Below are 23,582 nucleotides of genomic sequence, written 5' to 3'. Positions count from 1 at the left end.
GCGGGTATCGCGTCGCAGATCGGGTTGGGGTTGGGGCACGTTCTCGGCCCGCGCCCGGGGCCGGCGCCCGGCGGGCCGACCGGGGGAGGTGAGCAGACTCCCGAGGCGGTTCCGGAGAAGGTCCCCGAGAAGTCGCCGGTGGTGTCGGCGGCCGGCACGACGACGGGCGGGTCGACGGGTGGGACGACGGGTGGGACTCAGCCGGGTGGAGCTCCTGTGGAGGAGCTCCAGCCGGGTGAGCCCCAGCCGGGTGAGCCCCAGCCGGGTGAGCCCCAGCCGGGTGAGGGCCAGCCGGTGCTTCCCGCCTACGGCGACGACGCGCCGCCGCCGTACAGCGAGATCGCGCCGCCCGTGGTCGCCGGTGCGGGGACCCCGAACATCGGGTCGGTGGGCGCGGCGAACAGCACCACGGCTTCGAGCACGACGGTCCCCGCACCAGCGGGTGCGACTCCGAGTGCGAGCCAGGTGGCAGCGCCGGGCACTGTCTCATCGAGCGCATCTCCGACCACGACGGCCTCGGGGACCACTCAGTCCACGAGCACCTCGACCGCGAACGGAACCGCGCCGACGGCCTCACGAGACACCCCCGCCTCGACGGCTACCACTTCGTCGGCGACGACCACTCCGTCCTCTACGACCTCTTCGTCGACCCAGTCGGGTGCGGCTCAGTCGGGTGCGGCTCAGTCGGGTGCGGCTCAGTCGGGTGCGGCTCAGTCAGGTTCTTCCCAGACGGGTTCTGCCCAGACGGGTTCTGCCCAGACGGGTTCTGCCCAGACGGGCGCTGCGCAGCAGGGGTCTTCGCAGCAGGGGTCTTCGCAGTCGGGGTCGGCTGCGGGACGGCCCGGCTCCGGGGCGGTGAACGCGGACGGCACGGTCCGATCGGCGACCACCTCCGCCACGACGACACCGACGAGCGCCACCCCGGCGACCACATCGTCAACGACGGCACCGTCGACTGCCGCATCCTCCACGGCCGCATCTTCTTCGACCGCATCCTCCGCGGCCGCAACTTCTTCGACCTCGTCTCCGACGGCGGCAACGTCTTCGGCGGCATCGTCAGCCGCCGTAACCTCATCGACCTCATCTCCGACAGCCACAACTCCTTCGGTGGCATCGTCGACGGCTGGAACTTCTTCGGCCACATCGCCGACGACCGCGTCGCCCGCGCCTGCTTCGCCCGCGGCCGTATCGTCCGCGCCCGCGGCCTCGGCGGCCGTATCGTCCGCGCCCGCAGCCTCGACGGGCGTATCGTCCGCGCCCGCGGCCTCGGCGGCCGTATCGTCTACGGCCGCGGCCTCGACGACGGCACCGTCGACGGTCGCATCTACGGGCACGTCCACGGCGGACACCCGGGGCGGGCGGGACACCGTGGGGGCGAGCACGGCGCCGGCGGATCAGGCGATCGTGACACCGGACGGGACCTTCCAGCGACCGGACTTCGCGCAGCCGAACGACCAGGTCGTCACGGCCCCGACCAGCAACACGTCGTTGGACGCCTTCCACGCCGCGGTCACCTCGCAGCTGGGCAGTGATGCGTCGCAGCGCATCGTCCTGGCACCGGAGACCGACTCCGACGGCAACCCGATCGCCGTACCCCGCGCCTACGCCGCCTCGCTGAGCCGCGCGAACGATGCCGAGGTCGTCGCGCTCGTCCGGCCCCGTCGCGCGCAGGACGGCGACGCGGTCTGGACGGTCTTCCCACGCTCCGGCCCACCACGAGCACTAGGCCCCGTCACCACCCCGCCCGCGGTGTCCACCACACCCACCCCGAACGCCCCCACCCCGAACGGCTCCGTCCCGAACGGCTCCGTCCCGAACGGCTCCGTCCCGAACGGCTCCGTCCCGAACGGCTCCACCCCGAACGGCATCACCCCCAACGGCACCGTGCCGAACACGACGGCCGCGTCCACCCCGGCCGCGTCCCCGGCGACCGCGTCTGCCTCGAGCGCGCCTACCTCGACGACACCGGGGCCCACCGCGCCCGCCTCCTTCACGCCCGCCTCGAAGACGCCCGCCTCGAAGACGCCCGGGTCGACGGCGCCCAGGCCTTCCGCGCGTGCCTCAACGACGCCTACATCGCCTAACGCGGCCACCTCGACCCCACCCGTGTCGACCACATCCGCATCGACCGTGCCTGCTCCGACAGCACCGGCATCGAACACAGCCACGCCGACCACACCTGTCTCAACCGCACCTGCTTCGAGCACGTCAACACCGCCTGCGACTCCGTCGACCAGGACCACGCCAGCCTCGACCACGCCAGCCTCGACCACGCCAGCCTCGACCACGCCAGCCTCGACCACGCCAGCCTCGACCACGCCAGCCTCGACCACGCCAGCCTCGAATGCGCCGGCCTCGACTACCCCGGCCTCGAGCGCTGTCGCCGCGGCTCCAGCGGCCGGGGTGGCCGCTATCGCCACTGCCGCCAGCACCACCCTCCCGGGCTCGACCCCGAACCAGCGCACCCCCTCGCGGCGCACCGGGACCGGCCCCCTCGTGGCCGCGGCCACAGCGATCGGCTCCCGTCGCGGGCGCCCCACCGGCCACGTGCTCTCCCAGGACCCCGAGCTGATCGCGCTCGCACGGACCCTCCCGGCCGACACCTCCGCCTACACCTTCGTCGCCCACGGGGATCGGGACGGGGTGCGCGGGCCGGACGGGCGCCGACTGTCCACCCCCGAGCTCGTCGCCGTGTTGCGTGAGCTGCGCGGCCCGCGCGATCGGCGTCCGATCCGGCTGGTGGTCTGTGAGGTCGGCACGGGCGGCGGAACGGCGATCGCCGCGGAGGTCAGCCGGCAGATGGGGGTGCCGGTGCTGGCCGCGGACGGGATCGTGTTCCAGGCCCGGGGCACCACGAACCCGGCGCTCAACGGGTTCGTCAGCGGGCTGCGGGTCAACGCGGACGGGACGGTCCGACCGGCCTCACCGGCGAACGGCAACTGGGTGGTGTTCTCCCCGGACGGGACGCCGCCCACCGCGATCGGCGCGGGGCTGCCAATCAACCTGGTCACCACGGTCGCCGACGTGAGCGTCGCCCACGCCACCGACGCACCGGTGCGGACCGAGACGCACGCGGTCACCGCGAACCCGTTCGACCCGCTGCGCCACAGCTGGGCCACCTGGGCACCGGGCGACGCCCGGCCGCTGCCCGCGCTGTTCCAACGCCCGGGCTTCGTCGGCGCGACCGTCACCACGGTCGGCGTGAGCAGCGGCGACACGATACGGACGTCGATCGTCGACCACCTCGAGTCGCTGGCGCTCGGCCCGGACCGGGCGACGCTCGAGGGCCTCGTCGACGAGCAGATCTCGGACGGCGAGCTGCAGGCCGGCGTCCGGGCGATGCTCAACGGCACCGGGTTCCGCGTCACGATCAACCCGGACACCACCGGCCGGTCGCGGCGGCAGGCGGTCGAGTTCGTGCTCACCGCGCCGAACCCGACCACCGCGTACGAGGGGGGCCGGCCGGGCGCGGCGCCGGTCGCCGGGCAGAGCGGCCCACGTGACCTGCTCCAGCTCGGCCAGGGCGCGCCGACCACCGAGGTGTCCACGTCCAACCGGCCGTTCAGCCTCGGCGTCAGCGAGATGATCCCGGGCGCGCCGACGAGCGTCGCGGGGCTGTGGGCCGGTGGCCTGGTGTCGGTCATCGGCCGCTGGGGCACGTCGCTGGTCCGGTCGCTGGAGTCGACGCTGGCGCTGCGCCGCGACCAGGAGGTGGCCGGCAACCTGAACGAGGCCGCCGTCGCCGACGGCGCCCACCAGCTGGTGCGTTCGCCGCTCACGGTCACGGTCACCGCGCTGCGCCGCGGCCGGCCGGCGGTCGTCGTCGCCGGGCCGGCACCGGCGGGCAACGGTCCCCGCCCGCAGACGTTCACGGTGGACGCCACGTTCTCGGTGCCCGACGGCCTCGCCGACGCCCGGCTGCTCAACCTGCGCGGCGACGACGCGACGACGTACCGGCTGCCGAGCGCCGCGGTCGTCGAGAACGTGTCGCTGGCCCGGACGCCCGACGCGAACAGCACCGCGACGAACCTGTTCGACGCGGTGCTGGAGTCGCTGCCCGACGGGTTCGGCAAGGTCGGCAGCGAGCACCGCGACACGATGTGGCGGTGGATCACCGAGATCCCGCGCCGGTTCGAGTACTTCACGAGCGTCGGCTGGACGTCGCCCAAGCTCACGTCGCACCACAACGGCCGGCGGCGGACGAAAGCGCGGGGTTACGCCAAGCTCACCACCACGGTCGGGACGCCGACGCTGCTCGCGTACACCGCGTCGGCCGGGCGGTTCGACACCGCGATGACCACGACGACGACGTCGATCTCGTCCACGGCGCGCAACCGGGACACCAGCGTCACGGTCAACGCCGGTCCGCAGCTCGGGTTCGCCGATCAGGGCGACCCGTCGCCCGCGTACGCGGTGCTGGGCATCGGCCCGTCAGTGCGGCTGGAGAGCGGGCGGGGACGTTCGGAGCTGCTGCAGTACTGGACGCGCGTCGAGCCCCGGGTGAAGACCGGTGGGCACAACCTGCTCTACGAGGTGCCGCTCACCGTCCGGAACCAGACCTACCTCGGCACCGGCGCCGGGCCGAAGGACCTCGGTGCGGTCACCGCGCGGATCTGGGTGACGCCCGCCGACGCGGTGGCGCTCGGCTACCCGCTGCCCCCGGAGCTGGCCCCGGCCGCGACGACCGGGCCGACCGCGGCCGGCTCGTCGGCTGACGCGATCACGCCCGTCACCCCCACCCCGCCCGCCGCCCCGACCCCACCGGCGGCCTCGCCGTTCCCGCCGCGCATCGCCGGATGGCAGCCGATCGGGCGCAGCGACCCCCGCGAGATCTCCGGCAACGTCGAGGCGTTCCTCGCGACCGTGGAGCGACTCGGCACGCTCTACCCGGGCATGCTGCCGGAGCGGGGCACCAAACCGACCCGGCTGCAGGTCTCGAACTTCAACGCGCTCGCGCTCAAATTCAGCGAGACGACGCTGCGCAGCGGCTGGCACACGTTGCGTCAGACCGGTATTCCGGTCGCGCTGCGGCGCCCGCCCTCGGTGCGCCGCGGCCTGCTGACCCCGTCGTCGACCGTGCGGGCCACGATCAAGGTCACCCTGCCCGACGCCGACTTCCAGTACAACCGGCCGGTCGGCGACACCGCGATCGACGAGGCGCTGCGTGCCTACGAGCGGCGCGGCCAGGGTGTCACGTCGATGTCCGGCGGCCGGTACGGCTTCAACCTCCTCGGCGGCATCCGGGGGAGCTGGGGTGCGACCGTCCGCAGCTTCGAGGTGCGCCTCGGCCCGCGCTGGACCCGGCGCCGACGCCGGGGCATGGGCGGATCGTCGACCACGGTCAACGCGCCGGGCGACGTCTACGGCGGCCCGATGCACGAGTACACGTCGCCGTTGACGTTCAGCGTCGACATCGAGACACCGAAGGTGCCGAGCACGCTGATCGCGCCGTTCCGCCGGGCGATCGCCGGCCGCTCGAGCGTGACGCAGGTGGACTTCCCGTCGTCGGACCTCGGCCGCCGCGGCGCGCGTCCGACCGGGAACACCGCGCCGAACACCCAGGACGCGGCGAACACCCAGGATTCGGTGGACGGTCAGGACGTGGCCGAGTCGTCGGCGGCCGGGGCACGACGCGGGGCGGCGAACCAGAACCGCGGCCCGGACACCGGCACCCCGGCCCGCGGCGACCAGAGCACCCCGGCCCGCGACGACCAGAGCACCCCGGCGCGCGACGACCAGGACACTCCGGCGCGCGACGACCAGGGCGCCCCGGCGCGGCGCGTCGTCGAAGTCCCGGGCCGCGTGCGGCTCACGATGCCCGAGGTCACCAGGAACCTGAACCCGGTCGTGCCGACCACCCCGGCCACCGTGCGGGTGGCCGACACGACCCCGGCTCCCGAGGCCGGCCGCTTCACGCCCCAGGGCCTCTTCTACGTCGAGGACCTGCGGCTGCCCGAGGAGTTCCACACCGGGATCAAGACCGCGCTGGCCAGCCGCATCACCCCGACGGCCACCCCGGCCACCGCGGCGCCGGCTCCCGCGGCGGCCAACCCGGCGCGCAACCTGCGGCGGTTGCCGTGGCAGGGCCGCCTCTGGGTGCCCTGGAAGGCGTCCCAGGTCACCGGCACCAGCGGCCAGGTCTACGACGTGCAGTACTCGGGGCTGACCGAGCCCGGCACCGCGGCCGAGATCGGGTTGCTCGACCGGACGAGCGTCGACCCGATGCGTGCGGTGATCCAGGAGTACCTGGACGCCGACGCCACCGAGATGACGCCGTTCCGCAAGGGCACCTGGACCGACCTGCTCGGCGAACTGCAGGTCAAGATCGAGCTGTCCGACCCGATCCCGGTCACCGAGTCCGACGTGACGCCGGGCGGGCCGTCGAACACGATCACCCGGTTCGACGAGTCCGCGCACTTCCTCTCGACCTCCGACCGTCAGGACCGGGAGTTCGAGCTGGCGGTCACCGAGAGCCACAACCTCTCGGTGGCCGACGGGTCGGCGAACAACCCCAACCACCTGCACCGGGTGGCGCCACGCACGCAGCAGGGCTGGTCCCGGTCGACGTACGAGCGCCGGGAGACCGAGTACCTCGACAGCGACCGGCGCAAGGAGAAGCTGGAGGGCAACGACACCACCCGGCTGCTCGCGACCGTCACGATCACGCTCACCGGCGACGTCAGCACGACGAACATGTGGGCCAACGGCAAGACCCAGCCGGTGCGGACGGTGGTGCGGATCCCGGCCGGTGCGCTGCTGAAGGTCTCGCGGGCCGAGGCCACCCGCATCCTCGCCGAGTCCCAGGCCAACCGCGCCGCCGCGGCCGCCGCCGCCACCGCGCAGACCAACCAGACCGCCCCGAACAACCAGGCCACCCCGAACAACCAGGCCACCCCGAACAACCAGGCCACCCCGAACAACCAGGGCAACCAGGCTGCGCCGACGACGCGGCGCAAACCGCCGTACCTGCCGAAGATCTTCGGCCCGTCCACGGTCCGGCAGGCGAAGCGGCTCAGCCGCGCCGACATCGTCACCGCGCTGACCGCGCGCGGCGTCCCGGCCGACCTGCACAACCGCATCGTCCGCTCCGTCCAGCGGACGGTGAACCGGCGACGTCTGATGGCCGGCGTGCACGGCCTGACCGACGGCGGGATCCCGGACTTCTTCGTGAAGAAGGGCTGGCTCGTCGACCAGCACGTCACGGTCCGGGTGAAGGCCGTCCAGGCCACCGTGCGCCCGGCGCCGGCCCCGCCGCCCGGCACCACGTCGCAGAACGCGACCGAGTCCTACCGGATGACCGACCACGTGCGCTCGTGGCAGGACTCGTTCGGGCTCGGCGGCGGCATCGGCTACGGCGGAGGTGGCCGGCCGACCGGCGCCGACCACCTCATCGGGGGCCTCCCGACCGGGAACTGGACGGTCGACCCGAGCGTCCGGGACCGCGTGCTCCGGCTCACCGAGGCGTCCTACGACAGCCAAGGGATCGAGAAGACCGGCCCGTCCGAGTCCTACCACCTGGACATCGACTACCAGATCGAGGTGACCAGGCGCCGGGTGCCCGGCCGGCTCGCGCTGCTGGCCAACCTGAGTGACACGTGGCGGGTCCGGCGCTGGACCACGGCCCCCGCCGACCTCCCGCTCACCGAGGCCGTCACGGTCAACGTGCGCCAGGCCCACACCGACCTGCCGCCCGGCCTGGACGCGCTGCTCGCGAACGTCGGCACCACCCACCCGGCGAACCCGGCCGACCCGGTCAGCGACCGGCCGGTGGACGGGGCGAGCTGGAAGTTCCCCGACGACGTCGGCTACCGGGTCGAGGGCGGGCACGGCGCGCAGGCGCTGCAGAGCGTCGTCACCGACGCGTTCGGCGGAACCCGGATGACCGATGACGCGGACACCGCGATCATCCTGGAGCGTCTCGGCGACGGCTCGGCGTTCACCAGCCGGCTGATCAACCTGCTCAAGTCCGGTCAGGACATGGCGGGGCTCTTCCACGACGGATCGTTCACCACCGAGGTCGGCGACCTGCGGATCGAGGCCCGCTTCCACGGACGCCCGGTGCTCGTCGACACCGACACCGACGCCGAGTGGGACTTCCAGCACGAAGAGTGGCAGATCCGCCGGGACAACACCGCGCACGGCTCGGCCCAGAGCAGCGAGGTCGGGCTGCTGTTCCGCAGCGGGGACAGCCCGAACACCAACGATCAGGGCGTCGAGCGGCATCCGCTGGACATGCCGCAGAACGACCCGGCCCCCGAGGCGGGCCCGCGCAGTTTCGGGCAACGCGGCGGGAACCTCCAGCGTTCGGCGCTCGAGGTGCGCAAGGAAGGGCCACGCGGGCAGTCGTTCCTGTACGCGATCGACGTCGAGCTGATCGCCCGCCCCACCGACCACCAGAAGCGCGTGATGACGGCGCACTGGTCCCAGGACGGGCAGGACAGTGCGGTCCGGGTGGTCAAGGGCTCGCTGATCCGGCTCTGGCACGACGACGTCCGCCGCTTCGGCCTGGCCGGCTGGCGGGAACGGCTGGGCAACCCGGCCGGCCTCGACACGATCACCACACCGAACGGAACGGCGCTCGACGTCGACGGCGGTGCGCTGGTGCTGCGCCCGGCCGGCGGGGCGCCCCGCGGCGGCCAGGTCACCGACCTGGTGTCCACCGGCGACGCCCCGCTCCAGGTGGCGGCGGGCGTGGGACCCGAGCAGGTCGCCGAGCTGCTCGGCACGCTCGCGGAGATCCCGGATGCCGGCAAACTGGACGCCGGGTGGGGGCGCCCCACCGGGTTCCGGCTCGAGGCGGGCAGCACGCTCGACCCGCAGGCGCTGGCCGACGCCCACGAGTTACCGGTCACGGCGCCGCCGCCGCGGTTGACGGCACCGGGGGAGCCGGGCTGGCAGCACCCGGCGATCGAGCGCGTCGAGTACCGGGCCGGTCAGCCGCCGCGGCCCACGTTCCGGCCGCCGGGCGACTGGACGACGACCGCGCTGACCCCGGTCGCCGCGACCCCGGGCGAGTTCACGGTGGACGGCGCCCCGGGTGTCACGGTCCGGGTCACCGACGACGGGTTCCAGGTGCTGGGGCAGAACGCCGCGCCGGCGCCGGGCGGGGTGACCGCGGTCGGCCCCGTCGTCACGATCGTGCCGGGGACCACCCCGGCGGCCACGCTGGAGACCGTCGCCAGGGCGTTGGCCGACGGGCTCCCGGCGGCGACCCGCGACCTCGTGCTGGTCGACGCCGGGAACGGCGTGGTCACGATCGCGGAGTGGACGGCCGCCGCGGACCCGACGTGGACCGCGCCGACGCCGGACGCGTCGCGGCAGGCCGTCGACGACGTGGTGAGCGACCGGGACGCGGCGGTGGCGACGCCGGGGCGGGACTGGCTGTCCGGGCGCGGCGCCGACCCCGGACCGGGCGTCGCCCAGCCGTACCTGGACCGCCACGCCGCGATCCAACAGGCCGTGCAATCGGCCCGGACCACCGCGGACACCGCCTACGCCTCCCTGCCCGTGACCACCGGGCCGAGTACGGCCGGGGCCACTGGGGACACCGGGCCGAGCTCGGCGGCGCTGGAGGCGATCGCGGGGCCGCTGCGGGACGCGGTGGCGGCGGCCGAAGCCGCGGCGGACAGTGCGCGCACCAGCGGCGACCAGGCGGCGGTCACCGAAGCGGCGGCCACGCTCGGCGACGTCGTCACGGCGGCGAACACACAGCTCGGAGCGTTGACGCCGGGCGCGGCGCAGGGATACCAGGCGCGACTGGAGGCGGCCGCGAACCAGGCCACCGCGGCCGTCACCGACGCGGTGCGCAACGATCAGTTGCTCCGGAACGCGGTGACGACCCGGCAGGGCACGCGCCCGGCGGTCGGCCGCACCGCCGCGGTGCTCGCCGCGGCCGCCGCGACCGTCACCGACGCGCGGGCCCGGGCGACCAGGACCCAGAACGCGCTGGCGGCCAACACCCGGCTGGCCACCGCGCTCCGGACGGCCCGGGACACCGCGGCGACGACCCGCGCGCAGCTCACCCAGGTGACGACCGCCGCGGACACCGCGACCGCGGCCGCGATCCGGAACGCACGCGCCTCGCTGGCGACGCTCGAGACCGCGATCACCCGGCGCCGCCACCAGGAAGCCGCCCAGGCCCGCGCCGACCAGCAGCGCCGAGCCGCCGAACAGCAGCGCCGAGCCGCCGAACAGGACCGCCACGCCCAGCCGGACCGCCAGGCCCGACAAGAGCGCGGCCCGGCGGAGGCGTCGAGTTCGCTGACGCCGGCCACCACCCACCCGCTCAGCGACTCGCTCGTGGACCTCACCGTGGCGGCGGCCACCCCCCTCGGCCCCACCCCGAGCTCCGGTCACGTGCTCTCCGACGACCCCGATCTCGTCGCGCTCGCGAACGCCCTGCCGGCTGACCCGTCGGCCTACACCCTGGTGGCGCACGGCGACCGCGACGGCGTGCGTGGGGCGGACGGACAGGCCCTGTCCCGGGCCGAGCTGATCGAGACGCTGCGCCGCCTGCGACCGGCCGGCGATCCCCGCCCGATCCGCCTGGTGATCTGCGAGGTCGCGGCGGGCGGCCCGGCCTCGATCGCCGCCGACGTCGCGCGCGCACTGGGCGTCGGCGTGCTGGCGTCGGACGGCGTCGTGTTCCAGGCCCGGGACAACGCCACCCCGGCGCTGAACGGGTTCGCCTCGACGCTCGCGGTCACGCCGGACGGCACGATCCGCCCGGACCTCCCACCGACCCGGTCCTGGCTGCTGTTCTCACCGGTCGAGGGCGTCGACCCGGTCGTCGTCGGACCGACGCTGCCGACCGACGCGCGGACGGCGATCACGACGGCGGACCTCGCCGACGCCGCCGGCACGCAGCCCACGTTCGACACGCACCCGGCCCCGGCCGACCCGGCGGTCGCGCTGACCGGGACCTGGGCGACGTGGGCCCCCGGGGACGCGCGCCCGCTGCCCGCGTTGTTCACCCGGCCCGGCTTCGTCGGGGCCACCGTCACCACGGTCGGGTTCGACGGCGGGACCGCGCTCCGGCAGGCCGTCGTCACGCACCTCGCGACGATCTGGCCGGACAAGACGAACGCCGAGATCACGACGCTCGTCGGCGACCAGCTCTCCGACGACGAGCTGCGCGACGGCGTCCGCGGCATGGTCAACGGCACCGGATTCCGGGTCACGATCAACCCGGACCGCAGCGGCCGGTCCCGGAAGGACTCGGTGGAGCTGACCTTCACCGCGCCACCGCCGAACCGGGCCACCGACGGGGGACGGGCGGGTGCGCGTCCGGTCGCCGGGCAGAGCGGACCCCGCGACCTGCTGCAGATCGGCCAGGGCGCGACCGCCACCGAGACCTCGGTGTCGGGGCGGCCGTTCAGCCTCGGCGTCAGCGACCTGATCCCGGCCGGGACGCCCACGCCGGGCCTGTGGATCGGCGGGCTGGCGTCGGGCGTCATCCGGTGGGGGAGCACGCTCGTCCGGTCGCTGGAGTCGACGCTGGCGCTGCGCCGCGACCAAGAGGTGGCCGGCAACCTCAACGGGCCGGACGTGGCCGACGCCGGCCACCAGCTGATCCGCACTCCGCTCGACGTCACGGTCACCGCACGCCGCCGCGACCACCCGCCGGCCACGCTCCGCCCGCCCGCACCGGCCACCCCGGCGACCGCGCCACCCCCCGCGCCACCGAGCACGTTCCGCGTCGACGCCACGTTCTCGGTGCCCGACGGGCTCACCGGCGACTCGCTGAACCTGCGCGGCGACGACACCCGCACCTACCGCCTGCCGTCCGCGGCGGTCGTCGAGAACGTGGTCCTGAAACGCACCGCGGACACCGCCACGTCGACGCTCTTCGACACGATCCTCGGCGCGCTGCCCGACGGCTTCGGCAAGATCGGCAGCGAACACCGCGACACGCTCTGGCGGTGGCTCACCGACATCCCGCGGCGGTTCGAGTACCTCACCACGACCGGCTACACGTCACCGAAGATCACGTCCCGCCACACCGGGCGCAACCGCGCCAAGGGTCGCGGTTTCACGACGCTGCGCACGACCCGGGTCGGCACGCCGACGCTGATCGCGGCCACCGACACCGCCGGGCGGTTCGACACCGCGATGACCACGACGAGCACCAGCATCTCGGTCACCGGGCGGGACCGCGACACCAGCCTGACGGTGAACCTCGGCCCGCAGTTCGGGTTCGCCGACCAGGGGGAGAGCTCGCCGGCGTACGCGTTCGTCGGGTTCGGCCCGACCGCGTCGATCGAGACCGGGCGCGGCCGGTCGGAGCTGCTCCAGTACTGGACGCGGGTCGAGCCGCGGGTGAAGACCGGCGGCGTGAACCTGCTGTACGAGGTGCCGCTGACGCTGTCGAACCAGCCGCACCTGGGCACCGGCGCGGCGGCGCAGAACCTCGGCCAGGTCACCGCCCGGATCTGGGTGACACCGGCCGACGCCCGCGCGCTCGGCTACCCGCTCCCGCCCGAGCTGTCGGCTGCCCCCGACCCCGACACCTCCGGCACCAGCGCGGCCGGCAGCAGCACCGCGAACACCACCACCACGGCCGACGCCGACGCGATCACCGTGATCCCCCCGGTGCGGCGGGTACCACCGTCCCCGTTTCCGCCCCGGATCGACGGCTGGCAACCGATCGGGCGCAGCGACCCGCGCGAGATCTCCGGCAACGTCGAGGCGTTCCTCGCGACCGTGGAGACCCTCGGCCGCCGCTACCCCGGGCTGCTGCCCGAGCGGGGCCGGGCGAAGCCGACCCGCCTGCAGGTCTCGAACTTCAACGCGCTCGCGCTGAAGTTCAGCGAGACCACCATGCGCAGCGGCTGGCACACGCTCCGGCAGACCGGCATCCCGATCGCGCTGCGGCTCCCGCCGTCGTTCCGGCGCGGCCTGATGACACCGTCCTCCACGCTGCGGGTGACGCTCAAGGCGCACCTGCCCGACGCCGACTTCCGGTACACCGCGCCGGTGGCCGACACGGCGATCGACGAGGCACTGCGCGCCTACGAGCGGCGCGGCCAGGGCGTGTCGTCGCTCTCCGGCGGCCGGTACGGGTTCGTGCTCTCCGGCGGCATCCGGGGACGCTGGGGCGCGACGGTACGCAGCATCGAGGCGCGCCTGGGCCCGCGCTGGACCCGGCGCCGCCGCCGCGGCATGGCCGGCTCCTCCGTGCAGGTCAACGCACCGGGTGACGTCTACAGCGGCCCGATGCACGAGTACACGTCGCCGCTGACGCTCACCGTCGACATCGAGGAGCCGCGGCGGCCGAGCCTGTTCGTCGCGCCGTTCCGGAGGGACATCGACGCGCGCACCACGACGAGCCAGGTCGTGTTCCCGTCCGAGGACCTGCCCGCGCGGTCCGCCACCGACACCACCGCCCCCGACACCACCGGCACGACCGGCACCACCGGCACCGCCGACGCGGCGGAAACGGCGGAGAGCAGCGACAGCGAAGCCGAGCGGATCGTCGAGGTGGCGGGCCAGGTCCGGCTGACGATGCCGGAGGTCCACCGCAACCTCGCCCCGACGATCGTCAACCCGCAGGCCACGGTCCAGGTGCTGGACGTACCCGCGACGCCGCCGGTCACCGCGTTCCGCCCGGAAGGGCTGTTCTACGTCGAGGACCTGCGGCTGCCCGGCGAGTTCCACGAGGGCGTCCGGACCGCGCTGGCCAGCCGCGTGACGCCGGGCGCCGCGCCGGGCACCGGGACACCGGCCGCACCGACCCCGGCCGGCACCCGGCGGCGGCTGCACTGGATGGGCCGGCTCTGGCTGCCGTGGAAGCAGGCGCGGCTCGACGGCGTCTCCGGCCGCCCGTACACCGTGCAGTACTCGGCGCTGACCGAGCCGGGCACCGCGGCCGAGGCGTCGCTGCTCGACCGGCTGGCCGTCGACCCGATGCGTGCGGAGATCCAGGAGTACCTCGAGTCCGACGGCACCGAGATGCTGCCGCTGCGCAAGGGCGCGTGGACCGACCTGCTCGGTGACCTCCGGATCAAGGTGGAGCTGTCGGACCCGGTGGTCGCGACCGAGTCCGACGTGACGCCGGGCGGGCCGTCGAACACGATCACCCGGTTCGACGAGTCGGCGCACTTCGTCTCGACGTCCGACCGCCGGGACTCCGCGTTCGAGGTCGCGGTCACCGAGTCGGGCAACCTCAACGTCTCCCCGGAGGACGTCAGCAACCCCAACTACCTGCACCGGGCGGTGCCGCGCTTCCAGCAGGGCCTGGGCCGGTCGCAGTACCGGCGCAACGAGACCGAGTACCTGGACAGCGACCGGCGCAAGGAGAAGCTGGCCGGGAACGACACCACGCGCCTGCTGGCCACCGTCACGCTGACGCTGACCGGCGACGTCACCACCCCGAACCTGTTCACCCGCGGCCGGAGCACCCCGGTCACCACGAAGGTGACGATCCCGGCCGGCGCGCTGCTCAAGGTCTCCCGGACCGAGGCCGACCGGATCCTCGCCGAGGCCCGCACGAAGCGCGCCGCCGCGGCGTCCGCCACCCCCCAGGGCGGCGCGAACACCACGACGAACACGACTACGAACACCGCGCCGGCGCACACCCGCCGCCGCCCGCCCTACCTGCACAAGATCCTCGGCCCGTCGACGGTCCGGTCGGCCGAGCGGCTCGCCCGCCCCGGCATCGTGGCCGCCCTGACCGCGCAGAACGTCCCGGCCCGGCTGCACGACGGGGTCGTCGCCGAGGTGCAGCGCACGGTCAACCGCCGCCGGTTGACGGCCGGCGCGCACGGGCTGTTCGACGGCGCGATCCCGTCGTTCTTCACCCGCCGCGGGTTCCTCTACGACGAGCACGTCACGGTGAAGGTCAAGGCGGTCAACGCGACGACCACCGCCGCGCCGCCACCGCCCCGGGGCACCAGCACGTCGAACGCCACCGAGTCCTACCGGATGACCGACTTCGTCCGGTCCTGGCGCAACTCGTTCCTGCTCGGTACCGGGATCGGCTACGGCGGCGGTGGCCGGACGACCGGCTCGGACCCGCTCGTCGGCGGCCTGCCCGTCGCCTCGTTCTCGGCCGATCTGAACCTCAACGAACGGGCGCTCCGGCTCACCGAGGCCTCCTACGACAGCCAGGGCATCGACAACACCGGCGCGGCCGAGTCGTACCACGTCGACGTCGACTACCAGATCGAGGTGACCAGCCGGAAGACGCCCAACCGGATCGGCCTGGCGTTGAACTGGGCCACCCGGAGCTGGCTCGTCCAGCGCTGGCGCACCACGCCGGCGTCGCTGCGGACGCCCCGGGCGCTCACCGTCAACGTCCGGCAGGCCCACACCGACCTGCCGGCGGGCCTGGACGGCGCGCTCGGCACGATCGGCCTGACCACGAACGCCGACCCGGCCGCGACCGTCGCGCAGACGCCGGCCGCGGACACCAGCTGGACGTTCCCCGACGACCTGACCTACCGGGTGGAGGGCGCGCACGGCGCGCAGGCGCTGCAGGACCTGGTCACCGAGGCGTTCGCCGGCCGCGACGGCACCGCGTCGCAGCTGACCGACAACGCCGACACCGCGGTCATCCTGGAGCGGCTCGGCGACGGCTCGGCGTTCACCAGCCGGCTGATCAACATCCTCAAGAGCGGCCAGGACATCAACGGCCTGTTCCGCGACGGCGTGTTCGCCACCGAGGTCGGCGACGTGCGGATCGAGGCCCGGTTCCACGGGCGTCCGCTGCTGGTCGAGACCGACACGGCGGCCGAGTGGGACTTCCAGCACGAGGAGTGGCGGCTCCGCCGGGACAACACCTCGCACGGCACCGCGTTCGGCACCGACCTGGGGGTGGTCTTCCGCACCGGCGACTCACCCGACAGCCACCGCACCGACACCCCGGAGAGTTCACGCAACGGCAGCCAGGACGCGCTGCTGCCGCCGGACTCCAACCGCACCACCGAGCACTCGGCCGAGGAACGCCACCCGCTGGACACCCCGCAGGACGACCCGGCGCCGGAGGCGGGCCCGCGCACCACCGGGCAGCGCGGCGCCAACCTGCTCCGGACCGCGCTGGAGGTCCGCAAGGAAGGCCCGCGCGGACAGTCGTTCCTCTACGCCATCGACGTCGAACTGGTGGTGAAGCCCACCAACCACCAGAAGCGCGTCCTGAAAGCACACTGGTCGCTCGACGCCCGGGACAGCGCGGTGCGGGTGACCAAGGGTTCGCTGATCCGGCTCTGGAACCAGGACGTGTGGCGGCTCGGCCTGGCCGGGTGGCGCGAGCGGCTGGGCAACCCGGCCGACCTCAGCGCGATCCCCACCCCGGACGGCACGCTGCTCGACGTCGGCAACGGCTCGCTGGTGCTGCGCCCGGCCGGGGCGGCGGCGCGCGGCGGGACGATCACCGACCTGCCGTCCGGCTCGGCCGACGCCACGCTGGTCGTGGCCCCCGGTGTCGGCGCGGCCCAGCTCGACGAGCTGCTCGACACGCTGTCGGAGATCCCCGACTCGACGAAGCTCGACGCGCAGTGGGGCCGCCCCACCGGCTTCCGACTGGAGCCGGGCGGCGCGCTCGACCCGCAGGCGCTGGCCGACGCGCACGGCCTGCCCGTCACCGTCGACCCGATCCCGGTCGCGCCCACCGGCACCGACCCCGGCTGGACGCACCCCGCGGTCGAGAGCGTCACGTACCGGCCCGGCGCGACCGCGCCGACGCCCACGTTCGCCGACCCGGCCGGCTGGGCCCGCGGCCTCCCGCTCAGCGCCGTCGACGGCACCCCGGGGACCTGGACGGTGAACGGGCTGCCCGGCGTCACCGTGGTGGCCACCGACGGCGGGTTCCACGTGCTCGGCACCGGAGCGATCGCGCCGCTCGCTCCGGTCACCGCGGGCGGGCCCGTGATCACGGTGGTGCCGGGGACGACCGCGCCGGCCACGCTGAACGCCGTCGTCACCGGCCTGACCGACGCGCTCGGCCCGGCGGGCGGCGACCTGGCCCCGGGCNNNGACACCGGCACCGGCCCGGTGACGGTCGCCGAGTGGCTCGCCGCCCGGCGCCCCGGCTGGGCCGCGCCGACCCCGGCCGCGACCCGGCAGCACGTCGACGACGTGGTGGACGGCCGCACCGACGCCGTCGAGCGGCCCACCCGGGCCTGGCTCACCGCGCGCACCGGCGATCCGGACGCCGACGCCGGGCGGCCCTACACCGATCACCAGACCGCGATCAGCACCGCACTGGACACCGCGCGTACCACCGCCGACACCGCGTACACCCCGGCGACACGCCAGAGCGCGGCGACGCTGGAGCGGATCGCGGCCCCGCTCCGGGCCGCGGTGGCCACCGCGGACACGGCCGCGAACGCCGCCCGGCGCAGCGACGCGTACCGGGCGGTGACCGACGCCCGCACCGCGCTCGACGGCGTCGTCACGGCCGCGGGCACCCAGCTGGCGGCGCTCACCCCGGGAGCACCGGGCCGGCCGGCGCAGGGGTACCAGGCCCAGCTGGAGGCCGCGCTCGGCCAGGCCGAGACCGCACTGGACCGGGCGCGGAGCAACCAGGCGTCGCTGAGCCGCGCGGTGACCGACCGGCAGGGCACCCGCCCGGCCGCCGGGCGGACCGCGGACGCGCTGACCGCCGCGGCGGCGACCGTCGCCGACGCCACCGCACGCGTCGGGCGGGCCCAGGCCGCGCTCGCCGCCAACACCGCCCTGACCACCGCGCTCACCGGCGCGCGGACCACCGCCACCGGCGTGCGGACCCAGGTCGACAGCGCTGTGACCACCGCCGAGTCCGCCACGACGACCGCGCTCACCAACGCCAGGACCTCGCTGGCCACGCTGGAGGCCGCGATCACCCGGCGCCGCGCCGAGGAGGCGGCCGAGGCCAGGGCCGCGCGGCCGGCGGGGGAGTCGTCGAGGTCGGCCGGCGGTCGTCCGGTCGGGAGCACGCGGAGCGCCACCCGCTCGCACCCGCTGGAGATCGTCGACGTTCCGGCCGTGGTCACCGCGGCCGTCGCGCTCGGACCGGCCCCGGCCCGGCCCGACGGGCACGTGCTCTCCACCGACCCGACGCTGATCGCGCTGGCCGACGCGCTGCCGGCCGACCCGTCGGCCTACACGTTCGTCGCGCACGGCGTACACGGCGGTGTCCGCGGCCCGAACGGCGAGACGCTCTCGCGCGCCGACCTCCTGGAGACGCTGCGCCGGCTCCGCCCGGCCGGGGACACCCGCCCGATCCGGCTGGTGATCTGCGAGATCGCGGTGGGCGGCGCCGACTCGACCGCGGCGTTCGTGGCGCGCGGCCTCGGGGTGCCGGTGCTGGCCTCCGACGGTCTGGTCTTCCAGGCCCGCGACGACGCGGACCCGGCGCTCAACGGCTTCACCTCGACGCTCGCGATCACCCCGGACGGGACGATCCGGCCGGTCGTGCCACCGAACCGCACCTGGGTCCTGTTCTCCCCGGCCGCCGACGTCGCACCGGTCCCGGTCGGCTCGACGCTGCCGACCGACCTGTCGGGCACGGTCACGACCGCCGCGCTCGCCGACGCGTCCGGCGCGACGCCCACGTTCACCCGGAACCCGGCCCCGGACCCGGCGGCCGCGCTCGCCCACCCCTGGCACACCTGGGCCGCCGGGACGGCCCCGGCCGACGCCGGTCCCGCGCTCGGCCGGAGCGGCCGCGGGGTGACGCTCTCCGGCCCCGCTCCGCGCCTCGACCTGCTCGACGACGCCCGCACGCTCAGCGACGGCAGCACGCTCAGCCTGCGTGAGCTGACCGGCGCACCGGGAACCCGGCCGGGCGGCGACGTCGTCGCGATGCTCACCGACGAGGAGATCGCCGAGCTGGGGCCGGACCCGGCGCCGTCGGACGACCCGACGGTGCTGACGCTGGCCGTCCACGGTTCCCGGGACCGCGTCCGGGTGCCGACGACCACGCCCGGCGGGAGCCCGGGACGGGCCCGGATCACCCCGGCGGACGTGCGCAGAGCCCTGGAGCGCACCGGCCGGCTGGAGGGCAAGAAGAGCATCACGCTGCTCGCGTGCGCCACCGGCCGGATCTCCGCGACGTTCGCCCGTGACCTGGCCGACGAGACCGGCCTGATCGTGCTGGCCCCGCAGTCGGACATCCACGTCGACGAGGACGGGGTGACCACGGCCGACGGCACGCCCTGGGTGGTGTTCACCCCGGGCGCGCTCGACGGCGAGGGCTTCGACACGCTCAACGACCTCACCGCGGGCGAACTGGCCGCCGCCGAACAGGGCGCCGCCGAGCAGGGTGAGCCCGGACCGGCGCCGGACGGCTCGACCGAGCCGGGCCGCCGGACCGGCGTCGAGATCGACGGGGTGAGTTCCGTTCCCCCGGACGGTTTCGACCCGACCGACCCGGACGCCACCGCCGAACAGCTCGTCGCCTGGGTCCGGGAGCAGTCCGCGGTGCCCTACGGCGATCCCGCGTCCGACCCGGGACTGGACGGCACCGGCCCGACCGTGGGGCTGGAGATCGAGTTCGTCCTCGACGGCTCCCTCACCGAGATCGAACGCGCCGACCGGCTCGAACTGATCGCCGCCGACCTGCACCGGTTCGGGCTCACCCGAGGGCCCGACGTCGGCGAGACACACACGGCGCAGGCCGCCGGCTACACCACCGCCCGCAACGGGTGGAGCCTGGAGATGGACGAGACCGTCGACGGCGAGCTGGTGTCCCCGATCCTGGCGAACACCGCGCAGAGCTGGTTCGACGCCGCGCTCGCGGTCGCGATCCTGCGTCGGCACGGCGCGGCACCGCACGTCCGGGCCGGAGGCCACGTCCACGTCGGCGTCGACGCGCTGCTGGCCTCCGGCCCGCCCGTGCAGGCGATCGTCACGCTGGAACAGCGCTTCGGCGCCGTCCAGGACCTGCTGTACCGGCTGAGTGTGCAGCCCGGCGAGCGGTACCACCGCGGCACGAGGTTCGCGGCGACGATGACCGCGCCGTCCGAGGGCTACTCGGTCGCCGACGACGCGGCGACGGACGCGCAGCGACGCCGGATCGTGAACCAGGCCGGACCCGGCGGCCGGAACCGGGCGTTCAACGTCGTTCCGCTGGCCGCGCTGTTCGCCGATCCGGACGCGCTGCGCGACCCGCCCACCGGTCAGCACGTCGAGGTGCGCCAGTGGGGTGCGAGCCTGGACATCGGGGTCATCGAGCTCCAGGCCCGGATGAGCGCCGGGCTGGTGTCCACGACGCAGCCGGGCCGGCTCACCGGCCCGATGCAGACGTTGGGCGAGCACAGCCGCGCGGTCACTCGTCCGTCCGATCAGGACGTGCTGGACACCGCCACCACGGTGCTCCCGGACGGCGGCAGCGAGCGGCTGCGGACGATGCTCGGGTCCTGGATCGCCCAGACCCGCTGGCAGCCGCTGCTGCCGGAGGGCGTGTCGAGCCGCGACAACTTCCTCGAGATCGCCGGTGCCGAACCGCCGCCCTCCGCGCGTGCGGAGTTGCGGGCCTTCAGCCTCACCTGGCCGGGCACGGTGGCGGTGCTCAGCGGCGACGGACTCGACTCCCACCTGGCCCGGCTCGGTGAGGTGAGCGACGCGGTCGGCGGCGACCTGCTCGTGATCGAGCTGCCCAGCCAGTGGGTCACCCACCGTGACGACGGTCAGCGCCGCCGGGGCCTGTCCGGCGTCCACCCGTGGCGGACGATCGGGCTGCGCCCCTCGGCGTCGGCGTCGGCGCCGGTGTCCGGGACGCCCGCGTCCGGTGCGTTGGTCTCCCCGCCCGGGTACGAGTGGTACCTGGTCCAGGAGAACGGCGAGGGCCCGGGCCTGGGCCCGGTCCTCACGGCCGAGTCGGCGGCCACCACTGTCGACCGCCGCTACCCCGGCTCGTTGCCCGACGGCGTGTGGGAGGACGGCGGTGCGCTCCACACCGGCGCGGCCCGGCGCGATCAGGCCGTGGACGAGCTCGTGTCCGACTGGGACGGGGTGGCGATCGTCGTCCACACGATCACCCCGAGCCAGCCGGGAATGGTGGCCGCGCTGCAGTGGGCGCGGAGCCGGCCGGGCAGTCCGGCGCCGCTGGTCGTGCTCACCGAGCCGGTCGGTGTCCACCAGTGGCGGGCGGTAGCGCTGGCGCGCGGCACGGGCATGACGATCGCGGTGCCCCTGGGCCAGGACGCCGGTTGGCTGATGTTCTCCCCGGACGGTGGCGTCCGCTCGACGGTTCCCTCCGCGCTTCCGCCGGTGGACCTGAGCGTGGACGCCCGGGACGACCGCTTCGGACTGCCGGAGGGCGTCGAGCTCGGCGACGGGACGATCTGGGTCGGCCCACCGAGCGCGGCGGGGGACCTGGCCGCGTTGCGGAGCCTCGACGGCGGCACCCCGACGGTCGTCGTCACCGACCCCGACCGCGCCGCCGCGGTCCTGCCGGTCCTGCTGCCGCTGCTGGGCGTCGACCCGAGCCGCGTGCTGCTGGTGCTCGAGCACGCCGGGGGAGATCCGGCCGGAGTGGCGGCGGCCCACGGCGTTCCGGTGCTGGCGCGCTCGGCGCCCGGCTGGACCCTGTACCGCCCGCAGGGCCTCGGCCCCGACCTGCCCGCCGGGGTGAACCGGGCCGACGTCGAGGTGACCCTGGCCGAACTGCGCTGGGGCCACCTGACGCTGCCGCCCGGCGTCCGGGCCCACGGGGCGACGGTGCTGGTCGGCGACGTGCCGCCGGACGTGGTGCGGGCACTGGAGCCGTTCGCGTCCGGACGTGCCGGGCTCACCGTCCTGGTCGGGCCGGGCGGCGACGCCGGGGTGCTCGGCCCGGTGCTCGCCCAGGTGGACGACGCGCTCGTCGTCGTCACCACGCCGGGGCGCACGGACGTGCGGTCGGCGATCCCGCCCGGCACGGCGGTGGCGATCGAGGACGGCGACGCCCCCGTCTGGCGCCTCCACCAGCCGGACGGATCGGTCACGACGATCGAGGGCGGCCTCGGGCACCGCGCGCTCACGGCCTCGCCCGCGACCCGGTCGCTCGGGCTGCCGCCCGGTGTCCGCCGCGACGGGGACCTGCTCCGGACCGACCGGGAGCCCTCCCCGGCGCTGCGGGCGACGCTGGACACGTTCGTGCGGGCCGGAGGCGGGCCGGTGGTGTTCGGCGGGCACCACCGGCTGGACACGATGGAGCAGATCGCCCAGCGGCCGAGCGGCGGCGGCGTTCCGGTGTTCGTCGTGCACGGGAACGGCGACCGTGCCGACGAGGCCCGGATCCGGGACTTCGCGGCCCGGCACCGGGCGCTCGTCGTCGTCGATCTGGAGGAGCCGGGCCTCGGCCCCCCGGACCAGCCGACCCTGGTGGTGCAGCGGCCCGACGGCGTGGCCTCCTATCTGGAGGACCGGTCGCCGGACGGGGTCCGCGCGCTGCTCGACGAGGTCGCGGCCCGGCCGGCGACGGAGACCAGCGGCCCGGAGACGGGCTGGAGCGGCCACCGGCGTCCGGCCCCCGACCTGACCGACTGGGACGGCAGCGACCCCGACGCGGGCGCGGACCTGCTGGTCGAGTGGGCGCGCCAGACCTCGGTGCTGCCGTACACCCCACCGCCGGACGCCGATCCGGACGCGCCGGCCATCGGGCTCGCGCTGGACTTCGCGTTCCCGCCGGACGTCTCCGCGGCCGCGACGGAGGCGCGCGAGGGACGCCTCGCCGCCGACCTGCGCCGCTTCGGGCTGACCCGGCCCGCCGCGAGCGACGGGACCTCCGCGTCGTACGCCTGGCACCTGGAGGCGGGCCGGATCGTCTCGCCGCCGCTGCCCGACACGCCCGCGGCGTGGCGCGACGTCGCGCTGGTCCTGGCGATCGTGCGCCGGCACGGCGGCTTCGCGACCGGCACCGAGGTGTCCGTGCGGGCCGGCGGGCCGGTCGACGTCGGCGACGCGTTCGCGCCGGTACGGGACGCGTTCGTCCGGCTCGGCACCGCGCCGGGCACCCGGTTCCACCGCGGCTCCGACGCGCAGCGGCCCGAGGTCCGGACGGTCGGCGACCGGGTCGAGTTCGGCGTCTTCGACGGCACCCTGGACGTCGGCGTCCTCGAGGTGCAGGCGCGGATCGCCCGCGGCCTGGTCACCGCCGCGACAGCGCCCCCGGCGACCTCTGAACCCGGCGGTATCCCGGGCGCGGGCCGCGACGACGACCCGGCCGCGCCGGTGCGTGGCCTGCTCCCGGCCGGTGACACCAGGGCGCACGGCCTGCTCGACGCCTGGTTCGCGCGGACCTGGTGGCAGCCGGCGCTCCCCGCGGGGGCACGCAGCTACGGCTCGTTCGTCCAGTTCGGCGACGGCACGCCCGACGTCGGCCTGCTGGCGGGTCTGGACCGGCTGGGCGGGGCCTCCCCGGTACCGGTCGTCGTGGTCCACGGCGACTACGACCCGGCCCGGCTGGCCGACGACCTGACGACGCTCTTCGGCGGGTCGGTCCCGGAGACCGGAACCCTGGTGGTGCTCACCACGCCGGTCCCGGACTCCGCCCGGGCCGCCTGGGGCGTGGCCGCGGCCGCCCTGGACGCCGTCGGCGGCGTGCTGGCCGGCGTGCGCACCGACACCAGGACGGCCTCGGCGACCGAGGTGGGGCGGCCCGGCACGCTGGCCGCGCCCCC

At 75.2% G+C, this 23,582-nt stretch carries 3 protein-coding genes; 1 reads left to right on the top strand and 2 read right to left on the bottom strand.

What is annotated here, in order from left to right; genetic code table 11:
• Window positions 1-710 precede the first annotated feature (710 nt).
• Together ABD437_RS16660 and ABD437_RS16655 are read right to left on the bottom strand one after the other, a co-directional pair.
• Window positions 711-1,340: a hypothetical protein gene (locus tag ABD437_RS16660; RefSeq protein ID WP_344649761.1), complete on the bottom strand. Its 630-nt coding sequence runs from the start codon at window positions 1,338-1,340 to the stop codon at window positions 711-713.
• Window positions 1,341-1,394: 54 nt separating this feature from the next.
• Complete coding sequence (locus ABD437_RS16655; protein WP_344649760.1) at window positions 1,395-1,547, bottom strand: hypothetical protein; 153 nt, start codon at window positions 1,545-1,547, stop codon at window positions 1,395-1,397.
• Between the two features lie 570 nt (window positions 1,548-2,117).
• Here ABD437_RS16655 and ABD437_RS43025 point away from each other — a divergent pair.
• The gene (locus ABD437_RS43025; RefSeq protein WP_425558168.1) at window positions 2,118-2,702 is read left to right on the top strand and encodes a pentapeptide repeat-containing protein; all 585 of its coding nucleotides are present in this window, start codon (window positions 2,118-2,120) and stop codon (window positions 2,700-2,702) included.
• Window positions 2,703-23,582: the final 20,880 nt, after the last annotated feature.

It is taken from the genome of Cryptosporangium japonicum (genome assembly GCF_039524755.1).
GTDB lineage: Bacteria > Actinomycetota > Actinomycetes > Mycobacteriales > Cryptosporangiaceae > Cryptosporangium > Cryptosporangium japonicum.
This window is presented reverse-complemented; position numbering and strand designations above follow the sequence as displayed.

Bases quoted from the DNA above. Each gene is read 5' to 3' on its own strand.
- ABD437_RS16655 (WP_344649760.1), bottom strand. From the start codon at position 1,547: ATGCGCTGCGACGCATCACTGCCCAGCTGCGAGGTGACCGCGGCGTGG.